Annotated in this window: 15 protein-coding genes and 1 pseudogene; 10 read left to right on the top strand and 6 right to left on the bottom strand. The window is 69.4% G+C overall.

Translation table 11 applies throughout. The annotated features are described in order from the left end of the window. Position 1: 1 nt before the first annotated feature. From HFP15_RS15800 to HFP15_RS15790, 3 genes are read left to right on the top strand one after another with little or no spacing between them, the layout of a single operon-like run. Positions 2-1477: an NADH-quinone oxidoreductase subunit M gene (locus HFP15_RS15800; RefSeq protein ID WP_168516172.1), complete on the top strand. Its 1476-nt coding sequence runs from the start codon at positions 2-4 to the stop codon at positions 1475-1477. 35 nt (positions 1478-1512) lie between these two features. Further along, positions 1513-2925 (top strand): NADH-quinone oxidoreductase subunit NuoN, encoded by a 1413-nt coding sequence (gene nuoN, locus HFP15_RS15795; RefSeq protein ID WP_168516503.1) that lies wholly within the window; start codon positions 1513-1515, stop codon positions 2923-2925. Positions 2926-2943: 18 nt separating this feature from the next. Continuing rightward, positions 2944-3297 carry an NADH-quinone oxidoreductase subunit A gene (locus HFP15_RS15790; RefSeq protein WP_168516170.1) on the top strand — a complete coding sequence of 118 codons (354 nt, stop codon included), beginning with the start codon at positions 2944-2946 and terminating at the stop codon, positions 3295-3297. On the opposite strand, the gene cbbX is transcribed toward HFP15_RS15790, so the two are convergent. From cbbX to HFP15_RS15770, 4 genes are all read right to left on the bottom strand, one after another. Continuing rightward, the gene (cbbX, locus tag HFP15_RS15785; protein ID WP_312871608.1) at positions 3261-4214 is read right to left on the bottom strand and encodes a CbbX protein; all 954 of its coding nucleotides are present in this window, start codon (positions 4212-4214) and stop codon (positions 3261-3263) included. The two genes, HFP15_RS15790 and cbbX, sit on opposite strands and share 37 nt — an antisense overlap. 62 nt (positions 4215-4276) lie before the next feature. Next, complete coding sequence (locus HFP15_RS15780) at positions 4277-4708, bottom strand: ribulose bisphosphate carboxylase small subunit (RefSeq protein WP_168516165.1); 432 nt, start codon at positions 4706-4708, stop codon at positions 4277-4279. Positions 4709-4719: 11 nt separating this feature from the next. Then, positions 4720-6168: a form I ribulose bisphosphate carboxylase large subunit gene (locus tag HFP15_RS15775; RefSeq protein ID WP_168516163.1), complete on the bottom strand. Its 1449-nt coding sequence runs from the start codon at positions 6166-6168 to the stop codon at positions 4720-4722. Positions 6169-6551: 383 nt separating this feature from the next. After that, on the bottom strand, positions 6552-7151 hold the full coding sequence (locus tag HFP15_RS15770; RefSeq protein ID WP_168516161.1) for a TetR/AcrR family transcriptional regulator: 600 nt from the start codon (positions 7149-7151) through the stop codon (positions 6552-6554). A gap of 90 nt (positions 7152-7241) precedes the next feature. On the opposite strand from HFP15_RS15770, the gene HFP15_RS15765 reads away from it, so the two are divergent. The 5 genes from HFP15_RS15765 (at position 7242) to HFP15_RS15745 (ending at position 12478) form a co-directional block, all read left to right on the top strand. Further along, the gene (locus HFP15_RS15765; protein ID WP_168516159.1) at positions 7242-8396 is read left to right on the top strand and encodes an epoxide hydrolase family protein; all 1155 of its coding nucleotides are present in this window, start codon (positions 7242-7244) and stop codon (positions 8394-8396) included. A gap of 577 nt (positions 8397-8973) precedes the next feature. Then, positions 8974-9420 carry a GNAT family N-acetyltransferase gene (locus HFP15_RS15760; protein ID WP_168516157.1) on the top strand — a complete coding sequence of 149 codons (447 nt, stop codon included), beginning with the start codon at positions 8974-8976 and terminating at the stop codon, positions 9418-9420. 204 nt (positions 9421-9624) lie between these two features. Then, a complete protein-coding gene (locus HFP15_RS15755; protein ID WP_168516155.1) occupies positions 9625-11010 on the top strand; it encodes an MFS transporter in 1386 nt (461 codons plus the stop codon). Next, entirely contained in the window at positions 11007-11492 is a 486-nt protein-coding gene (locus HFP15_RS15750; RefSeq protein WP_168516153.1) for a pyridoxamine 5'-phosphate oxidase family protein, read from the top strand. The genes HFP15_RS15755 and HFP15_RS15750 overlap by 4 nt, the downstream gene beginning before the upstream one ends. Beyond that, on the top strand, positions 11489-12478 hold the full coding sequence (locus tag HFP15_RS15745; RefSeq protein ID WP_312871607.1) for a zinc-binding dehydrogenase: 990 nt from the start codon (positions 11489-11491) through the stop codon (positions 12476-12478). Before HFP15_RS15750 ends, HFP15_RS15745 begins: the two co-directional genes overlap by 4 nt. Here the strand turns inward: HFP15_RS15745 and HFP15_RS15740 are convergent. After that, on the bottom strand, positions 12475-13230 hold the full coding sequence (locus HFP15_RS15740) for an IclR family transcriptional regulator (protein WP_312871606.1): 756 nt from the start codon (positions 13228-13230) through the stop codon (positions 12475-12477). The two genes, HFP15_RS15745 and HFP15_RS15740, sit on opposite strands and share 4 nt — an antisense overlap. A 186-nt stretch (positions 13231-13416) precedes the next feature. Here HFP15_RS15740 and HFP15_RS15735 point away from each other — a divergent pair, with 186 nt between their 5' ends. Further along, positions 13417-15300, top strand: coding sequence for an FAD-dependent monooxygenase (locus HFP15_RS15735; protein ID WP_168516149.1), 1884 nt, complete (start codon positions 13417-13419; stop codon positions 15298-15300). A 296-nt stretch (positions 15301-15596) separates the two neighbouring features. On the opposite strand, the pseudogene HFP15_RS15730 reads toward HFP15_RS15735, so the two are convergent. Then, positions 15597-15765 (bottom strand): annotated as a pseudogene (locus tag HFP15_RS15730) (IS110 family transposase); the annotation flags it as partial. A gap of 134 nt (positions 15766-15899) precedes the next feature. On the opposite strand from HFP15_RS15730, the gene HFP15_RS15725 reads away from it, so the two are divergent. Continuing rightward, positions 15900-19118: an arabinosyltransferase domain-containing protein gene (locus HFP15_RS15725; protein ID WP_246271732.1), complete on the top strand. Its 3219-nt coding sequence runs from the start codon at positions 15900-15902 to the stop codon at positions 19116-19118. The last annotated feature ends 4 nt before the right edge of the window (positions 19119-19122 follow it).

The raw sequence follows: 19122 nt of genomic DNA, 5'->3' as shown, positions 1-19122 counted from the left end.
GATGGGCTTTCCCTGGCTGACCACGCTCGGTGCCGTACCGCTGATCGGCTCGGTCATGGCCACGTTGCCGCGGGACAGCCGCGTCGCGCGGCGGGTGGCACTGGCCTCCGCGCTGGTGGCGGTGGTCGTGCTGGCACTCGCGGCCACGCGGTTCCGCGTCGGCGGGCCGGGTTTCCAGTTGGCGGAGCGGCATTCCTGGATCCCGCAGTTGGGCATCTCCTACAGCCTCGGCCTCGACGGGATCGGGTTGACGCTCGTGGTGCTGACCGTCGTGCTCACCCCGGCGGTCATCGCTGCCGGGCAGGCCGGGCGCGGGTACTTCGCACTCGTGCTGCTGCTGGAGGCCATCACGATCGGGGTCTTCGCGGCCACCGACGTGTTCCTGTTCTACGTGCTGTTCGAGGTCATGCTCATCCCGATGTACTTCCTCATCGGACGTTACGGCGGGCCGCGACGCGCCGCCGCCGCGATGAAGTTCTTGCTCTACAGCCTGTTCGGCGGCCTGCTGATGCTGGCGGCGGTGATCGCGCTCGGCGTGCGGGCCGGGACGTCCGATCTTCCGGCGCTCGTCGAGGCGGTGCGGCAGGGCACCCTGCGGCTGGACCCGGTGACCGGGCGCGTGCTGTTCGCCGGGTTCTTCCTCGCCTTCGCGATCAAAGCTCCACTGTGGCCACTGCACAGCTGGCTGCCCGGCGCCGTCGCGGAGTCCACGCCCGGCGGAGCCGTGCTCCTGGTGGCCGTGCTCGACAAGGCCGGCACGTTCGGCATGCTCCGGTACTGCCTGCCGCTGTTCCCGGAGGCCTCGCGGTTCTTCACCCCGCTCGTGGTCGTGCTGAGCGTGATCGGCATCGTCTACGGTGCGCTCGTCGCGGTCGGGCAGGCGGAGATCACCCGCCTGATCGCCTACACCTCGTTGTCCCACTTCGGGTTCATCACGCTGGGGGTGTTCGCGATGACCACGCAGAGCCAGGCCGGAGCCGCGTTCTACATGCTCAGCCACGGGCTGTCCGCGGCCGCGCTGTTCCTGCTCGCCGGGTTCCTGATCAAGCGGCACGGATCGAGCCGAATCGCCGACTACGGGGGTGTGCAGCGGGTCGCCCCGGTGCTCGCCGGCACGTTCCTGTTCGCGGGACTGGCCACGCTCGCGCTACCCGGCCTGTCCGGTTTCGTGGCCGAGTTCCTTGTGCTGGTGGGTGCTTTCACGACACATCCGGCCGCGGCGGTGATCGCCGCCGGGGGAGTGGTGCTCGCGGCCGTATACGTGCTGTGGCTGTATCAGCGGACGATGACCGGCCACGCGCGGCCCTGGACGGCCGAGGTGCGGGACCTCGGTGCCGGCGAGCGCTGGGCGGTCGCGCCACTGCTGGCGCTGATCCTGGTCCTGGGGTTGTACCCGAAGCCGGTGCTCGACGTGATCGAGCCGGTGGTCGCGACAACCGCCCAGCAGGGCGGTATCTCGGGAGGTGAGCGGCCGTGACCCCGCCGCAGATCGACTACCCGGCGGTCGCGCCGATGCTGGTGGTGTTCGCGGCCGGGGTGCTCGGCGTGCTGGTGACCACGTTCGCGCCACGCGAGGCCCGGCACCGTGGCCAGCTGACATGGGTGATCGCCGGGCTCGCGGCGGCGTTGGGGTGCCTGGTGTTCGTGGCCGTGCGCGGCGAGTGCACCGTCACCGCGGCCGGGTCCATTGTGGTCGATGGACCGGCCCTGTTCCTGCAGGGAGCCGCGCTGGTACTGGCGATCCTCGCGGTACTGCTGATCGCCGGCCGCGGCACCGAGCCACCGCCGCCCGAGTCGCTGCCGCTGACCATGTTCGCCGTCGGCGGGCTGCTGCTCCTGCCCGCGGCGAACGATCTGCTCACGATGTTCGTCGCGGTCGAGGTCCTCTCCTTGCCGCTGTACCTGCTGTGCGGGCTCGCCCGCGTCCGCGCGACGGTGGCGCACGAGGCCTCGCTGAAGTACTTCGTCCTGGGCGGGTTCTCGGCGGCGTTCTTCGTCTACGGCGCGGCGATGGTGTACGGGTTCGCGGGATCGGTCGCCTTCCCCGGCATCCGCGCCGCGGTCGCCTCCGGTGCGCACCGGCCGCTGCTGCTGATCGGGATGGCGCTGCTCGCGGTGGGCCTGCTGTTCAAGATCGGTGCCGCCCCGTTCCACAGTTGGGTGCCCGACGTCTACCAGGGCGCGCCCACAGCGGTCACCGGGTTGCTGGCCGCGGTGACCAAGATCGGTGCCTTCGGCGCGTTCCTGCGCCTGTTCACGGTGGCGTTCGGGGGTGCGGAACGGGACTGGCGGCCGGTGCTGACCGGAGTGGCCGTCCTGACCATGGTGCTCGGCGTCGTAATCGCGGTGGCGCAGCAGGACGTCAAGCGCATGCTCGGGTATTCCGCCGTCGCCCACGCCGGGTTCATGCTGCTCGGGGTCGTGGCCGCGAGCCGGTCCGGGATCGCCGGCACGCTGTTCTACCTGACCGTGTACGGCTGCGGCACGCTCGGTGCGTTCGCGCTCGTGACGCTGGTCCACGACAGCGGCGGCGAGACGACCAGGCTGGCGTCGTGGGCCGGGCTGGGCCGGCGCTCGCCGGTCGCGGCGGGGATCTTCGCGGTGCTACTGCTCGGCCTTGCCGGGATCCCGCTGACCGGCGGGTTCGTCGGCAAGTTCGCGGTGTTCTCGGCCGTGCTCGCGGGTGGCGGGTTCGCGGTGGTGATCGTCGCGGCGCTCGCCAGCGCGGTCGCGGTCTTCTTCTACGCCAGGGTGATCGTGCTGATGTTCTTCCACGAGCCACGCCCGGACGGCGCCGTGATCATCCGGCCCGGTGCGCGTGTCGCGGTGGTGATCGCGGTGGCCGGGCTGGTCACCGTCGGCGCCGGAGTGGCGCCGGGCCCGCTGCTCGGTCTCGCGGGCCAGGCCGCTTCCTTTCTCCGGTAACGAAACGAGGTGACTTCGATGAACCCTTGGCTGCCCATCGTGGTTCTGGGTGCGCTCGCGGCGGGATTCGCCACGGTGTCGGTCGTCGCGGGCCGGTTCCTCGGCCCGCACCGGACGAGCGGCCCCGGGCTGGACCCGTACGAATGCGGAGTGCAGCCGGGCCGCTCCCGGCCGCGGCGGTTCCCGATCCGGTTCTATGTCACGGCGATGCTGTTCATCCTGCTCGACGTGGACATCGTGTTCCTGTACCCGTGGGCGGTGAACTCGCGCGCCTTCGGCGTCTTCGGACTGGTGGAGATGGGGCTGTTCATGGTGCCGGTCCTGGTCGCCTATGCCTACGTGTGGCGGCGCGGCGGGCTCGAGTGGGACTGAGCCGCCGCTTCAGCGCTTGATGCCGACCACGCCGAGAACACCCGGCTGGCCAGGAAGTCCTCGGGCGCGAACGTCATGAGCTCCTGCTTGCCGCACAGCCGGTCCTCGCCGTCGAACAACCGGCTCGCCTGCCGGAGCCGGCCTCGTTCGAGCGCGTTGCGCACGCTGCGCGCGTTGGCGAACCGCGGTTGCCGACGCCTGCGCCCGAGATAGTCGCGGAACGCCGCCTCGGATTCGGCGGAGAAGCGGTAGTTCTCCTGCCCGACCATGAGGTGCGCGATCGCCATCAACTCGTCGAGCCCGTAGTCGGGAAAGTCGAGATGATGCGCGATACGCGAGCTCATCCCCGGGTTGGAGCCGAAGAACGCGTCCATCCGGTCCGCGTACCCGGCGAGGATGACCACCACATCGTCGCGCTGGTTCTCCATGACCTGCAACAGGATCTCGATGGCCTCCTGGCCGTAGTCCCGTTCGTTCTCGGCGCGGTAGAGATAGTAGGCCTCGTCGATGAACAGCACGCCGCCCATCGCGCGTTTGAGGACTTCCTTGGTCTTGGGGGCGGTATGCCCGATGTACTGCCCGACGAGATCGTCCCGGGTCGCCGCGACGAGGTGGCCGCGGTCGAGGTAGCCGAGCCGGTGCAGCAGTTCCGCCATCCGCAGGGCCACCGTCGTCTTGCCGGTGCCCGGGCTGCCGGTGAAGCACATGTGCAGGTTGGGCCGCGCCGAATCGAGCCCGAACCGGTGCCGCACCCGGTCGAGCAGCAGCAGCGAGGCGATCTCCCGGATGCGTGCCTTCACCCCGGCCAGCCCGACCAGTTCCGCGTCGAGGGTGTCCAGCACCTCGTCCACATTGGATGCCTTGCGCTCCGCGCCGAGGTCGACGGTCGCGTCCGGCGGGAGAGGTGGCTCGTCCACTGTGTCCTGGGCCGGTGGCCCCGGCGGGCGGTCCTCCGGTCGCCGGGGCATCGAAAAGCCGGTCATCGCGCTTCGGGGCGGTACCGGTCGCCGGCCGGCGCTTCGACCGCGTAGGGGTGCAGCGCGTAGCGCAGCCGCCGGTCGGTGTCCTCGTGGCGGTCGAGCCGGAAACCGGGCTCGGCCGCGGGCCGGTTGACGAGGAACGACAGCGCCGTGGTCTGCCGGCCGTAGGACGCGTCGTAGGCGTTCACCCGGATGTAGCGGTCGGGATACGCCCGGCGGCATTCGTTGACCTCGTACAGCACGCCCGCCGCGTCGTGCAGATCGAACATCGGCAGGCCCCACATGTCCCAGTAGTGGTTACGCGGATGCGGATCGTCGGTGTGCTCGACCGAGAGCGGCCATCCGTTGTCGAGTGCGTACCGGATCTGCAGCGAGATCTCCTCGTCCGTCAGATCGGGCAGGTACGAGAAGGTTCCTTGGGTGATACGCATGGTCTCCTCCTTCAGACGGCCGTCGGCGTCTCGACGACGTCGGGCGTGTCGGTCGAGGCGTAGTCGAACGAGACGTCGCCCCAGGTGGACAGCGCGACGTCCAGTTCGCGGCTGCGCTTGGCGGCGGCCTTGAGGATGTCGCCCCCTTCGGCCAGGTAGTCGCGCCCCTCGTTGCGCGCCTTGATCATCGCTTCCAGCGCGACCCGGTTGGCCGCGGCGCCGGCGGCGATGCCCATCGGATGGCCGATGGTGCCGCCGCCGAACTGCAGGATCACGTCCTCGCCGAGATAGTGCAGCAACTGGTGCATCTGGCCGGCGTGGATTCCGCCCGAGGCCACCGGCATGACCCCGGGCAGCGAAGCCCAGTCCTGGTCGAAGTACAGGCCCTTGACCGGATCGGCCGCGACGTGGCCGAGGCGCAACGTGTCGTAGAAACCGCGTACCGAGTTCGGATCGCCCTCCAGCTTGCCGACGACCGTGCCGGCGTGGATGTGGTCCACCCCGGCCAGGCGCATCCACTTCGCGATCACCCGGAAGCTCACGCCGTGCGACTTCTGCCGGGTGTAGGTGCCGTGGCCGGCGCGGTGCAGGTGCAGCAGCACCCCGTTGCGCCGGGCCCAGCGGGACATCGACTGGATCGCGGTGTAGCCGATCGTCAGATCGATCATCACGATCACGCTGCCCAGTTCCTTCGCGAACTCGGCGCGCTCGTACATGTCCTCCATCGTGGCGGCGGTGACGTTGAGGTAGTGACCCTTGATCTCACCGGTTTCGGCCTGCGCGCGGTTGACCGCCTCCATGCAGAACAGGAACCGGTCGCGCCAGCGCATGAACGGCTGCGAGTTGATGTTCTCGTCGTCCTTGGTGAAATCGAGCCCACCGCGCAGCGCCTCGAACACGACCCGCCCGTAGTTGCGCGCGGACAGGCCGAGCTTCGGCTTGACGGTGGCACCCAGTAGCGGGCGGCCGTACTTGTTGAGGTACTCGCGTTCCATCACCACGCCGTGCGCCGGGCCCTGGAACGTCTTCGTGTAGTGCGGCGGGATCCGCATATCCTCCAGCCGCAACGCCTTGAGGGCCTTGAACCCGAAGACGTTCCCGATGATCGACGAGGTCAGGTTGGCGATGGATCCTTCCTCGAACAGGTCGAGGTCGTAGGCGATGTAGGCGATGTACTCGCCCGGCCGGCCCGGTACCGCGTCGACCCGGTAGCACTTGGCCTGATAATGCTCGTAGGCGGTGAGGCGGTCGGTCCACACCACCGTCCAGGTCGCGGTCGAGGACTCACCGGCGACCGCGGCGCCCGCTTCTTCCGGTGGCACCCCGTCCTGCGGGGTGATCCGGAACGCCGCCAGCACATCGGTCGGCTTCGGCTCGTAGTCCGGTTGCCAGTACCCCATCTCGGCGTAGGGGATGACCCCGGCTCCCCAGCGTTCGGTGGTGGTTCTCTCCGAGACCATCCTGACTCCTCTCCTCGACGGTGCTCGTCCACCACCATCGTCGCCGCGCATACCTGAAGGGACCAGCGAGTAATCGCGCCGATAGTTGAGTGAAAGGTTGACAATCGATGACCGGACTCGTCCGGTAGTTCCGCGACGGCGGGTTGCGCGTCAGCGGTGAGAGCGATGTCGGGGAACTTCGGGTTGAGCTCGATGCCGATGCAGGAGCGCGAACGGGTGGTGTCGTTGTACTTGCCGCGAACGCCGCTGCGGCTTGGAACGCCGAGCACGTCAGGGCGGGGACGCGGCTCGGCGTAGCCCTTGGTCAGGCGGCTCGGTCAGCCGGTTCCCCGTCGAGCGACGCGGCCGAGAGGGACGGACACTCGCCGAGAAGGTGCTGCCGGTCAGGGCTGGTCGCCCAGAAGCGCGATCGCGCGTGTCTCGGGAACTCCCAGCATCAGCAGGCTCGTGATCGTCGCTGCTCGGGCGCCGAGGGTCCCGTTCGGCAGGTCGCTGTCGGCGATGGCGAATACGGCGCCGTAGGCAAGCTGGCTCAGAATGCCGGCCGGCAGGTGCCGTGCGAACACGTCGCTGTCCTGGCCCCGTTCCACGAGGTCGGCGAGGAGCTCATCGACTGGCCCGAGCAGGCTGTGGATCGCCTCGCCGTACTCGCCGCGGCGCAGCGCCAACAGCACTCGGTACCGGTGGGCCACCGGCCAGACGCGGGCGACGAATTCGACCCACGTCGCGTCCGCTTCCGTGTCGGCGGCGGTGACTTCGGTGAGCACGGCTGTCATCTCGGCGACAGCCCGTTCCGTGAGTGTCCGAACCAGGTCGAGGCGCGAGGGGAAATGGCCATAGACGGTGCGGCGGACGACGCCGGCAGCGGAGGCGATGTCGCCCATTCCGGCGTCGGGGTTCTCGCCCAGCACGTCGAGGGCGACGTCGAGGATGCGATCGCGTGTCTCGTTCGTCGAGCGCGCACGGGAGGACTCTGTGGGCACGCCACCATTGTTGCACATCAGTGTGCAATGGCGTAGATTGCACACCAGTGTGCAACGAAGAGTCGCACTGAAGCTCAGGAGAAGAAGGCAATGAGCGCACCGAACCCGGCCCTCGTCCGCCCGTTCACCGTCTCGATCCCGGATTCGGAGATCGACGACGTGAAGCAGCGACTGGCCCGAACTCGATGGCCGGATCCGGAAACGGTGGGCGACTGGTCGCAAGGGGTTCGCGTGGAGAACGCGAGAGCTCTGGTCGACTACTGGGAGCGTGGCTACGACTGGCGGCGCTTCGAGTCCGGGCTCAATCGCTTCCCCCAATTCCTGACCGAGATCGATGGGCTGGACATCCACTTCATCCACGTCAGGTCCAAGAATCCCCACGCGATGCCGCTGATACTCACGCACGGATGGCCGGGGTCGATCGTCGAGTTCCTGAAGCTGATCGGCCCGCTGACCGATCCGGTTTCGTTCGGCGGCGACGCCGCCGATTCGTTCGACGTCGTCGTCCCGTCGCTGCCCGGGTTCGGGTTCTCCCAGAAGCCCACGGAAACCGGGTGGACTGTATCGCGCATCGCCGGTGCGTGGGTGGAGCTGATGAAGCGTCTCGGCTACACGAGGTGGGCCGCACAAGGCGGCGATTGGGGCGCCGTCGTCACCACCGCCCTCGGGGCCATGCGACCTGAGGGGCTTCTCGGAATTCATCTGAACACCCAGTACGCCTTTCCCGCGCGGATACCCGGCACCTTGTCGCCCGAACAGCGCTACGCCGTGGAGACGCTCGCCCTCTACACCGGCGATCTCGGTGGTTCGAACCACCTCCAGGGTACGAAGCCGGAGACTGTCGGGTTCGCACTGGCGGACTCTCCCGCTGGTCAGGCAGCCTGGATCTACGAGAAGTTCCAGTCCAAGACCGACAACCACGGGCTCGCCGAGGACGTCCTGGGCATCGACGACATGCTCGACGCGATATCCCTCTGCTGGTTCACCAACAGCGCAGCGTCGTCCGGCCGCATCTACTGGGAGAACAAATCGCTCACGTTCGCCGGCCCGAAGCTGACGCTTCCGGTCGCGGTGACCGTCTTCCCGAAAGACATCCCTCGCCTGCCACGAAGCTGGATCGAAGACACCTACAGCAATCTGATCCACTACGGCGAGGCCGACAAGGGCGGGCACTTCGCAGCCTTGGAACAGCCCGAGATCCTGGTCAGCGAGATCCGCGCCGGCCTGCGCGGCCTGCGTTCCTGACGCCAGCGCGCGAGCTCAGGAGCTGCACTGAATCGACCAACGGAAGTCAACGACGGTGAGTGGGCTCTCGTGGACCGCGCAAAACCCATCCAACCGTCAGGCGGCGAAGAGTTCGCGAGCGAAGACCGGTCGGCGGAGACCGGAGCGTTCCCTGTGTCCTTCGCTGGGCGAGGTGGAGCGGTGCCGGCGCAGCAGTGCCGCAACACGTGTGGGTCGGCTTCTCCGTCTATGTCAACGACGCGCGAAGTTTTCACGCGTCGTTGACAGCTTGCGGCGTTTCTGCTGGCCGGGCCATCGACTGTTCTGCTCAGAAGAATCTCAGCTCCACCCGCGCAGACACGTGGTTAGTGTCGTGCAGGTTCACAGAAGCGTGATGAGGTGTGTTGCGTGCCCACAACCAGCCAAGAAACGGCCGATGCCACTCGAAGACGCGAAACTGATGTTCGTTGCGACCGCCCGTCCCGACGGAACTCCCAGCGCCTCGACCGTGTCACAGCGTTCGCGCCGTCGGTGGCCCTGGACGCACCGACAGCCGATTCGAGCACCGAGTGCACTCGACAGAAAGGGGCGGTGGGGCATGCACGAACTCGATCTGGTCATCCGGGAGGTGGGGTGTTGCGACGATCCGCAGTCGACGGCTGACTTGTGGCGGCTGCTGTGTCGCCTCCGGCCGGGGTTGACCGAGGAGCTGTTCACCGAGATGCTGACGGACGGACACGACCAGGGCTTGCGTTTCCTGGTCGCCTATTCGCTGGGCGGGCAGCCGCTTGCCGCCGCCGGGTACCGTACGCTGGTCACGAGTCGGGGACGCATCCTGTTCGTCGACGATTTGGTCACCGAAGACGCTGCGCGGTCGCAGGGGGTCGGCGCCCGCATGGTGCGTGAACTGAAGACTCTGGGCCGTCTAGCTGGGTGCGTTCGTGTGGAGCTCGACTCCGGGGTCTCCAACACCGCCGCGCACCGCTTCTACTTCTGTCACCGGCTGGACATCACGGCTTTCCACTTCACGGCACCGGTGGAGTGATCGCCGAGCGTCGCGCCGTCTTCTTCGGCTGGATCGCTGGGCACGCTCGCGGGTGGGTGCGTGACTGTCCGATTCGGACTGTTCAGCCAGTGCGGTTCTGTCCTGAGGAATTGACTGGGAGCAAGCGGGTTCACCCAGTTTTACTGGACAGGCCAGCCGCGAAACACCGCGGACCCCCACCCTGCGACCCCGGGAGAAACCTCGATGACCGAGTCCCCGCCGCACGTCGCTTCGCTCGACCCGGACACCGTCGTCCGTCGCGGCCGCAAGGCCCGTTTCGGTGCGCAGGTCGGGTTGTTCATCGACATGTTCGACGTGTACCTGCCCGTGATCGTGCTCGGGCCGGCCCAGGCGTACTTCACGCCGGCCGGGCTGCCCGACGGCACGGCCAAGATCCTCACCGCCGCGATTTTCGTCGCGACTCTGCTCGGCCGCCCGCTGGGCGCGCTCGTGTTCGGGCACCTCAGCGACCGGCATGGGCGCCGGCGCACCACGATCGTCTCGCTCGCCGGCTTCGGGCTGTGCACGTTGGTGATCGGTGTGCTGCCCGGCTACGCGACGATCGGCGTGTCCGCCGTGGTGCTGCTGGTGGCCCTGCGGTTCCTCGACGGGGTGTTCCTCGGCGGCCAGTACACGGCTGCGACCCCGCTCGCGCTGGAACAGAGCCCCAGGGAGCGCCGCGGTGTCACCGGCTCCGTGATCATGACCGGCTTCCCACTCGCGTACTGCGCCATCGCGCTGCTCACCACTGGGCTCCTGCTCGTGATCCCGGCCGGCGGGACCGCGTCGCCTTATGTGCAGTGGGGCTGGCGCATCCCGTTCGTCGTCGGTTCGGTGCTCGCCCTCTTGTGGGCGTGGTGGTACGCGCGCAACGTCCAGGAATCCGACGCCTGGCGCGAACGCAAGACCGAATCGAGCCGCTCGCCTCTCGCGGAGCTGCTGCGTGGCCGGAATCTGCGCGGGTTCCTGCAGGTGTTCGTCCTCATGTCCGGGATCTGGCTCGCGTTCAACATGGTCGGCGCGGTGCTGCCCGGCGTGCTGCGCACGGACGCCGGGCTGAGCAGTGTGCAGTCCACGCTCGTGCTCGTGGTCGCCTACGCCGTCCTCGCCGTGGCCTACGTCGGCGCCGGCGCGCTCAGCCAGTGCATCGGCCGCAAGCCGTTCCTCATCGCGCAAGGCGTGCTGACGGCCGTCGCGGCGCCGCCGCTGTTCCTGCTGATCGCGAGCGGGCACCTGCACGGCGTGGTGCCGGTGGGCGTGGCCGTGGTGCTGCTCGTTCTGGTCGTGGTCACGACCTACTCGGTGGTGAGCACCTATATCGCCGAGCGCTTCCACGTCGGCGTCCGATCCAGCGCGTACGGTCTGGGCTACACGAGCGCGGTGATCATTCCCTCGTTCTACGCCTTCTACCAGGCAGGGCTCGCCCGGGTGCTGCCCTACGACCTGACCCCGCTCGTCCTGCTCTGCATCGGCGGCATCCTCATCGTGGCCGGAGCGGCGGCCGGCCCGGAGACCAGACATGTCGACCTCGGCGCGGAACCCACAGGCGAGACACTCGAAGTGCAGCAGAAGAAAGGAGACACGCCGTGACGGTCATCGACCAGGACATGCGCGACATCATCGAGCGGGCGATGCTCGCGTTCGCCGCAACCGTCTGCGAGGACGGTTCGCCGAACCTCTCGCCAAAAGGCTCGGTGCGCGTGTACGACGACGAACACCTCGCGTTCATGGACATCGCCTCGCCCACCACGATCGCGAACCTGCGGCGCGACCCGCGTATCGAAATCACAGCCGTGGATTTCTTCAGCCGCCGTGGTTACCGCTTCAAGGGCCACACGCGTTTCGCCCCGCCCGGCACGCCCGAGTACGAATGGCTCAACTCGTGGCTACTGGAGGTCAACGGCCCGGGCTACCCGGCGAACGAGGTCGTTGTCGTCGAGGTGGAACGCGTGCTGCCGGTCCTCTCACCCGCCTACACCTGGGGCGGCGCCGAGCAGGACGCACTGACCGAATCGTGGGAGCAGCGCTACCGGACCACGATCGCCGCGCGCAAACTCGGGGACCCGGCGTGACTGTTCCGCAAACCATGCTGGCGGCCTACATCCGCGCCACCGGTGGCGTCGAGCAGATCGAGGTCGGGCGCTTGCCGACGCCGGTGCCCGGCCCCACCGACGTGCTGGTGCGGATGGGGTTGAGCGACGTCAACCACGTGGACCTGTTCGTCCGGTCCGGCGCGTACCGCACGCACACGCCGTTCCCGTTCGTCCTCGGCCGCGACCTCGTCGGCACGGTGGCCGCCACCGGCCCGGGCGTGACGGAGTTCGCGCCGGGGGATCGCGTGTGGTGCAACAGCCTGGGGCACGGCGGCCGCCAGGGCGCGTTCGCCGAGTACGCCGTCGCGGCCGCCGACCGCGTGTACCCCCTGCCCGCGGGCGTGTCCGCCGACGCGGCCGCGCCCGTGTTGCACGCTGCCGCGACTGCCCACATCGGACTGTTCCGCGAAGCGCGCCTCGCGCCCGGCGAGACGGTCTTGGTCGGCGGAGCCGGCGGCGCGGTGGGCAGCGCCGTGGTGCAGCTTGCCGCGGCCGGGGGCGCGCGGGTCGTGGCGACCTCGTCGCGCCACGACGTCGCGTGGTGTACCGAATCCGGTGCCGCCGCCGTGATCCCGTACGACGCCGAAGGCTTCGATGAGCAGGTGCGCGCGGCCGCCCCCGACGGCTACGACGTGTGGTGGGACAACAGCGGCCGCCACGACTTCGAGGCGACCCTGCCGCTGATGCGAGCGGGCGGCCGGGTCGTCGTGATGGCCGGGCTGGGCGCCGCGCCGGTGCTGCCGGTCGGCGCGCTGTACATGCGGGACCTGAGCCTGCTGGGTTTCGCCATCAGCAACGCGTCGGTCTCCGACCTCGCGGCCGCCGCGAAGGTCATCAACGCCGGCCTCGCCTCCGGGCGGCTGCGCGGTCGCGTTGGCGCGACCTATGCGCTGGCCGATGCCGCGAAGGCCCACGCCGCAATGGAATCAGGCTCCGTGCGAGGCCGGATCCTTGTGCGGCCCTAGTTCTCGCCGGTGGTGACCTTCCGCGCGAACTCCCGCTCGATGCCGGCCGTCGCGACGGTCAGCGCGCGTACGATCGAGCCGAGTCCTTCGGTCGTGAAGCGCGTCGACGGCATCGATACGCTGACGGCCGCGCGGAGGCCGTCGTCGTTCGTGCGGACGACGCGGCCCACTGCCGTCACGCCGGCTTCGGTGCCCTCGACGTTGAGAGCAACGCCGGCGGCCGGAATGCCGTGGAGTTGGTCGCGCAAGGTATCGAGAGAAGGGCGTTCCTGCTCCCGCCCCGCCCACGCTTCCGGGGCGTACAGGGCTTCGAGTTCGCCGGCCGGCAGTTCGGCCAGGATCGCCTTGCCGCCGGAGACGAGGTGCGCAGGCATCACGGAACCCTCCCGGCTGCCGACGCGCAGCACCCGTTTGCCCTCCACCGTGCCGATGAACCGCATGTGGTCGCCAAAGAGCACCATCAGGTTCGCGCTCTCGTCCAGCCGCGCCGCGAGGGCGTCGAGGAACGGCATCGCGACCAGCCGCAGCGAGGAGATCCGCGAATGCGACCGGGCGGCCAGCGACAGCACCGGCCCGGCGGCGTAACACCGGTTCGCGTCCTGCACGGCGAAATCTCGGAACACCAGCATCGATAGCAGCCGGTGCGCCGTCGAGCGCGCGACGCCGAGCCGCGCGGCCGCCTCGCTCACCCGCAGCGGCCCTTCCACCTGCAGGATCACGGCGAGCTGGAGCGCGTGGTCCACGCTCGTCACGGAGTAGCTCGGTGAGTTCTTCACAGCGGAATCTCCTCCTGACCCAACAGACCGATGTTTCCGTCACAGACCAGCGTCTCACAGCCTCGACCTCGGGCCATGCCCGTTCTGGAACACAGAACTTCCTGTTCTGCTCGAGTCTGGTGTGCCGAAGATGGTGGAGTCCCCCACGCAGAGGAGCCCCCAGTGCAGTTCTACCTCGACGGCTACCGGCCCGGAGACCCGTTCGTGCAGCAGCCGCACCCGTCCGTCGCCGGCCGCACGGCGGAGCTGCCCGAGACGACCGACGTGCTCGTCGTCGGCTCCGGTCCCGCCGGTCTCCTGCTGGCCGCGCAGCTCGCGCAGTTCCCGGAGCTGCGTACGGTTGTCGTCGATCGCCGCGACGGGCCGCTCGCGGTCGGGCAGGCCGACGGCGTCGCGTGCCGCACGGTCGAGGTGTTCGAGACGCTCGGGCTCGCCAACCGCCTCGTGCACGAGGGATACCGCGTCAACGAGGTCACGTTCTGGCGCTCCGGCGACGACGGCATCGTGCGGACCGGGCGCATCGACGACGTCGAGGAGGGGCTGTCCGAGATGCCCCACGTGATCGTGAACCAGGCCCGCATGCTCAGCTACCTGCGCGACCACATGCGACGGTCGGCCACCCGCGCCGAACCGTGCTACGGCAAACATGTCACCGACGTCGAGGTGGACCCCGACCCGGCCGCCGAATACCCGGTGACCGTGACGTTGCAGCACATGAAGGACTTCGAACCGACGGGGGAGACCTCGACGATCCGCGCCCGCTACGTCGTCGGCTGCGACGGCTCGCGCAGCGCCACGCGCCAGTCCATGGGTCTGGAACTGCGCGGCGAGGCCGCCGACCAGTCGTGGGGCGTGCTCGACGTGCTCGCGACGACCGATTTCCCCGACATCCGCCTGAAGTCGGCCATCCACTCCGAGCACGGCAGCATCCTGATCATCCCGCGTGAGGGCGGCTACCTGGTTCGCCTCTACATCGAGCTGGACAACGACCGCGACGGCGAAATGCTGCGCGACCGCACGGTCACACCGGAGAAGCTCACGGCCGTCGCCAACCGGATCCTGCACCCGTACACGATCGACGTGAAGCACGTCGGCTGGTGGACCGTGTACGAGATCGGGCAGCGCCTGTGCGACCGCTTCGACGACAACCCCGACAACCCGCGGGTGTTCATCGCGGGCGACGCCTGCCACACCCACAGCGCCAAGGCGGGCCAAGGCATGAACGTCTCGATCGCCGACGCCTGGAACCTCGGCTGGAAGCTCGCCACCGTGCTGCGCGGCACGTCTCGCCCCGAGATCCTGCGCACCTATTCCACCGAACGCCAGGCCGTCGCCCAGCGCCTGATCGACTTCGACCGCGAGTTCACCACGCTGTTCAGCGGCCGCGACGAGGAATCCGAACGGTTCCCGCAGTACTTCCGTGAGCAGGGCCGGTTCACGGCAGGCGTGTCCGTCCAGTATGGACCTTCCTCGCTCACGGCTTCGTCGTCGCGCCAGGAACTCGCCACAGGGTTCCCGCTCGGGATGCGGTTCCACTCGGCGCCGGTCGTCCGGCTCGCCGACGCCAAGCCGATGCACCTGGGCCACGCGGCTCGCGCCGACGGCGCCTGGCGGCTCTACGCCTTCGCCGACCCTGCCCACCCCGCCGCGGCGAACTCGCGGCTGCGGGCCTTTGCCAGGAGCGTGGACGTGCTCGCCGCACGGTTCACCCCGGCGGGCGCGGACCCCGATTCCGTGCTCGACTTCCGCGCGATCCTCCAGCAAGGCCACCGCTCGGTGACCGTCGCCGACCTGCCGCCCGCGCTGCTCCCGCACAAGGGCACGTTCGGGCTGACCGACTACGAGAAGGTGTTCTGCCCCGACCCGGCCGCGGACGTCTTCGACCTGCGTGGCGTCGACCGGGCTCAGGGCTGCGTCGTCGTGGTGCGGCCGGACCAGTACGTGGCACACGTGCTGCCGCTGGACGCGCCCGGCGAGCTAGCGGAATTCCTCGAGGGAGTCCTGGTAGCACAGGTCATATCCGAAGGTGTCGAGAGCGGCGGGTGAGCTCCCCGGGGCACGAAACGGCCGCAGGGCCTGCACCGAACCGGGGCGTTCCGATGGAACTTGTCAAGCGGTCCCGGGCGCGTGCCCCGATGCCGAGCATGCGGTTGAACAGGTGCCGCAACGCGGCGGCGTGGCGGTTGCCGCGTGCGCGGCGCCGGTCGTAGTGGTCCCTGGCCGGGCCCGGACGAGGGATGGCGGCGAAGGCCCGGAGAAAGCCGACCGCGTTGAGACGGTCGTTCTTGACCAGGCTGCGGGTGATGGGATGCTGCGCCCGGAGGCCCTGGTCACCGGCCCGCGACCGCACGAGCGAGTTCGCTGTCGGCGGGCAGAGGCCGATCGGTGTGGACGTCGGTCCGCAGGATGCTGGCCGGGACGATCGCGTCGGCGTGGTCGGACTTCTTGCGGGATCTCCCGCAGCGCGGCGACCAGCAGCCCGCGCGGGGTCTCGATGGCCACCGGGATCGGGCCTCGCGGCCGTCGGCCGGCATGGCCTTCAGCTCGGCGAGGCGCCGATGCGTCATCGCGGGAGCAACGGTACATAGTTCGCCGGGGTGGAACCCGGGAAAACCGTGACACGGCAAGGCGCTAGCGTTCGTGCAATGTGGATGGTCGGTGGCACAACTACGGTCACTTCGGGCGAGGTGACCAATCCGGACGTGTCGGGCCCGGAGACCACGACAGCCACGAGACGGTGGACTTCGCGGTGGCGGTGGCTCGCGATCGTGCTCGGGCTGTTCGCGACGGCGTGCGCGCTGGCGTACCCGTTCCTGCCGGTGGTGCAGGACACCGCGACGATCGTCTGGCCGTCCGGCGGTGACACCAGGCCGGTCAACGCCCCGCTGGTCGGCTACTGGGCGCAGGACATGCGGGTCAACCTGCCGTGCGCCACGATCCGGTCGGCCGAGGCGCGGGAGCCGGGCGGTGCGCTGCTGTTCTCGACGGTCCCGCAAGCTCGCGGTGCCGACGGGGTCGGGATGCAGCTTCGGGTCCAGAACGGGATGCTGACGGCGCTGAGCCGGGGCCAGCAGGTGGCTCGCCAGCAACTTCCCGCGGCAGGCTGTGACGTCCAGGTGGCCTCCGACCCGGCGCGCACCACGATCACGGTCGCCGGCACCGCCGTCTACAACGCCGGCGGAGACGTCCGCCCCCGGGTTCTGGGCATCTACACCGACATCGCCGCGGCGAAGGACCCCACCGCCGGGTTGAGTGTGCGGATCACCCCGGACACCCGTTATCAGTCGTCGCCGACCGGCTGGAAGGCCGGGATCGGTGTGGCCGGGGTGCTGGCCTTGATCGGCTGCCTGGTCGCGGTGAACCGGCTCGACGCCAGCCGCGCGCGACGGGCCCCGCGGTGGGCGCCGGTCGGGTGGTGGAAGCTCACCGGGCGCGATCTCACCGTGTTCGGGGTGCTCGGTGCCTGGGTGTTCATCGGCCCGGTGACCTCCGACGACGGCTACATCCTGACCATGGCCAGAGTTGCCGGGAAAGTCGGTTACCTGACCAATTATCACCGCTGGTTCGGCGTCGCGGAGGCGCCGTTCGGCTGGAACGACTACATCTACGCGCTGATGAGCCACGTCAGCACCGTGCCGCCGTGGATCCGGCTGCCCGCGTTCCTGCTCGGCGCGATCAGCTGGCTGCTGATCAGCCGGGAGGTGATGCCGCGGCTGGGTACGCAGGTCCGCGCGAGCCCGGCGGCGAGCTGGGTGGCGGCGTTGGTGTTCCTGGTGTGGTGGCTGCCTTACAACAACGGTGTCCGGCCGGAGCCGTGGGCGGCGCTGGGCTCGCTGCTGGCGTTGTGCGCGGTGGAACGGGCGCTGGTCACCCGCCGGCTGCTGCCGCTGTGCCTCGGCCTGCTCGCGGCCGCGTTCGCGCTGGGCGCGACACCGACCGGGCTCATCGCGGTCGCGCCGTTCCTGGTCGCCGCCCGGCCCCTGTTCCGTCTGCTGCGTGACCGTGCCCGCGACGGCGGATGGTTGCCGGTCCTCGCGCCGATCGCGGCGGCCGGCTTCCTCATCCTGGTGGTCGTCTTCGCCGACCAGACGATGGCCTCGATCCTCGAAGCGACTCGCCTGCGCACCGCGGTCGGGCCCAACAAACCCTGGTACGACGAACTCACGCGCTACCAGGCGTTGTTCACCGACAGCGCGGACGGGTCGCTGGCGCGCCGGTTCCCGGTGCTGCTGCTCATCCTGTGCACCGGCACCTGCCTCGTGGTGCTGCTGCGCCGGAGCCGGATCCCGGGTGCCGCACTCGGCCCCGCACGCCGGCTGATCGGCACCACCGCCCTGTTCTTCCTGCTGCTCGCGCTGACCCCGACCAAGTGGACGCACCACTTCGGTGCCTTCGCCGCGGTGGGGTCGGCGATGGCCGCGCTCACCGCACTGGCGGTCAGTTCCACGGTCCTGCGGTCGAAACGAAACCGGGCCACGTTCACCGCGGGCCTGCTCGTGGTCGCCGCGCTGGCCGCGACCGGCCCGAACGCCTACTGGTTCGTCTCCGGCCTCGGCGTGCCCTGGTTCGACAAGGCGCCCTCGTTCCACGGATTCCAGCTGTCCACCGTGTTGCTGGCCGCGGCGGCGATCGCGGCGGTGTTCGCGTTCGTGGAGAACGTGCGTGCCGGGCGACCCGGGCCGCCGCCGCTGGTCGACGAGCGGCGCGGGCGTGCGCTCAAGCTGGGGGCGGTGTCGCTGGTCGTGGTGTGCGGTGCGGTCGTGCTCAGCGAGATGGGCAGCATGGTCAAGGCGATCCAGAAGCAACGGGGCAGCTACAGCCTGGGCGCCGCGAACGTCGCGACCCTGTTCGGCCACGACACCTGCAACCTCGCCGATCACGTCATGGTGGAGCAGGACCCGGTGGCCAGCGTGCTCAAACCGGTCGACGCGCCGACCGTGCCCGTGGCACGACCACTGCCGGCGAACAGCGTGTTACCCCCGCCGCCCGAGGACAACGGGAAGACGCAGACCGGTTTCCACGCCAGTCCGGACGGCAGCCGGGACCCGCTGAGCGATCCGCCGCACGGGTTCACCTCGCCGGCCGTGCCGATGTGGAGCAGCTACGCGAGTTCCGGTGTGTCCACCGGCCGGCTGCGCACCGACTGGTTCGCCCTGCCCACGCAGCGTTCCGGCGCCCAGGTGGCGGTGGCCGTCGCCGCGCCCCCGGGTAAGGCGACCAGCGTGGCACTGGAATTCGGTACGCAGACCCCGCAGGGGGTGCGCGTGGTGAAGAGTTCCACCGTGCTGGCCAGCGGTGTCGGCACGAACAGCGGGTCGGCGGCCGACCCGAAGAACGGTGCCTGGACCGACGAACGCCTCCCGATCGACGATCTGCCCGCGGAGGCGACCGTGGTGCGCGTGGTGGCCACGGACGACGACGTCACCGACGACGGCTGGGTCGCGGTCAGCGCGCCACGGGTGCCGACGTTCACCACCCTCACCCAGCGGGTCGGCGCCGCGCCGGTGTACATGGACTGGCCGGCCGCGTTCGCCTACCCCTGCCTGCAGCCGATGGTCTCGCACGACGGCATCGCCCAGGTACCGGCCTATCGCATCACCGCGGGGCACCTGGCCGACGAGGCCGACGTGGCCGACGACATCGGCGGCGGGCCCAACGGCTGGCTGCCCGAAGTGGCCGCCGAACCCGAGGTGCCGAGCTACCTGCAGGGCGACCCGGGCCAGTCGTGGGGCCAGCTGATGCAGATCCAGCCCTATACCGACGGCACCGCTCCGCACGTGATCGAAGGACACGAAACGGAATGGGGCTGGCAGTCACCTGGTCCTGGGCCGGAACAACCCAACGGCTCCAGCCACACCTACTGACACG

Source organism: Amycolatopsis acididurans, from assembly GCF_012328925.1.
GTDB classification, from domain to species: domain Bacteria; phylum Actinomycetota; class Actinomycetes; order Mycobacteriales; family Pseudonocardiaceae; genus Amycolatopsis_E; species Amycolatopsis_E acididurans.
This window is presented reverse-complemented; position numbering and strand designations above follow the sequence as displayed.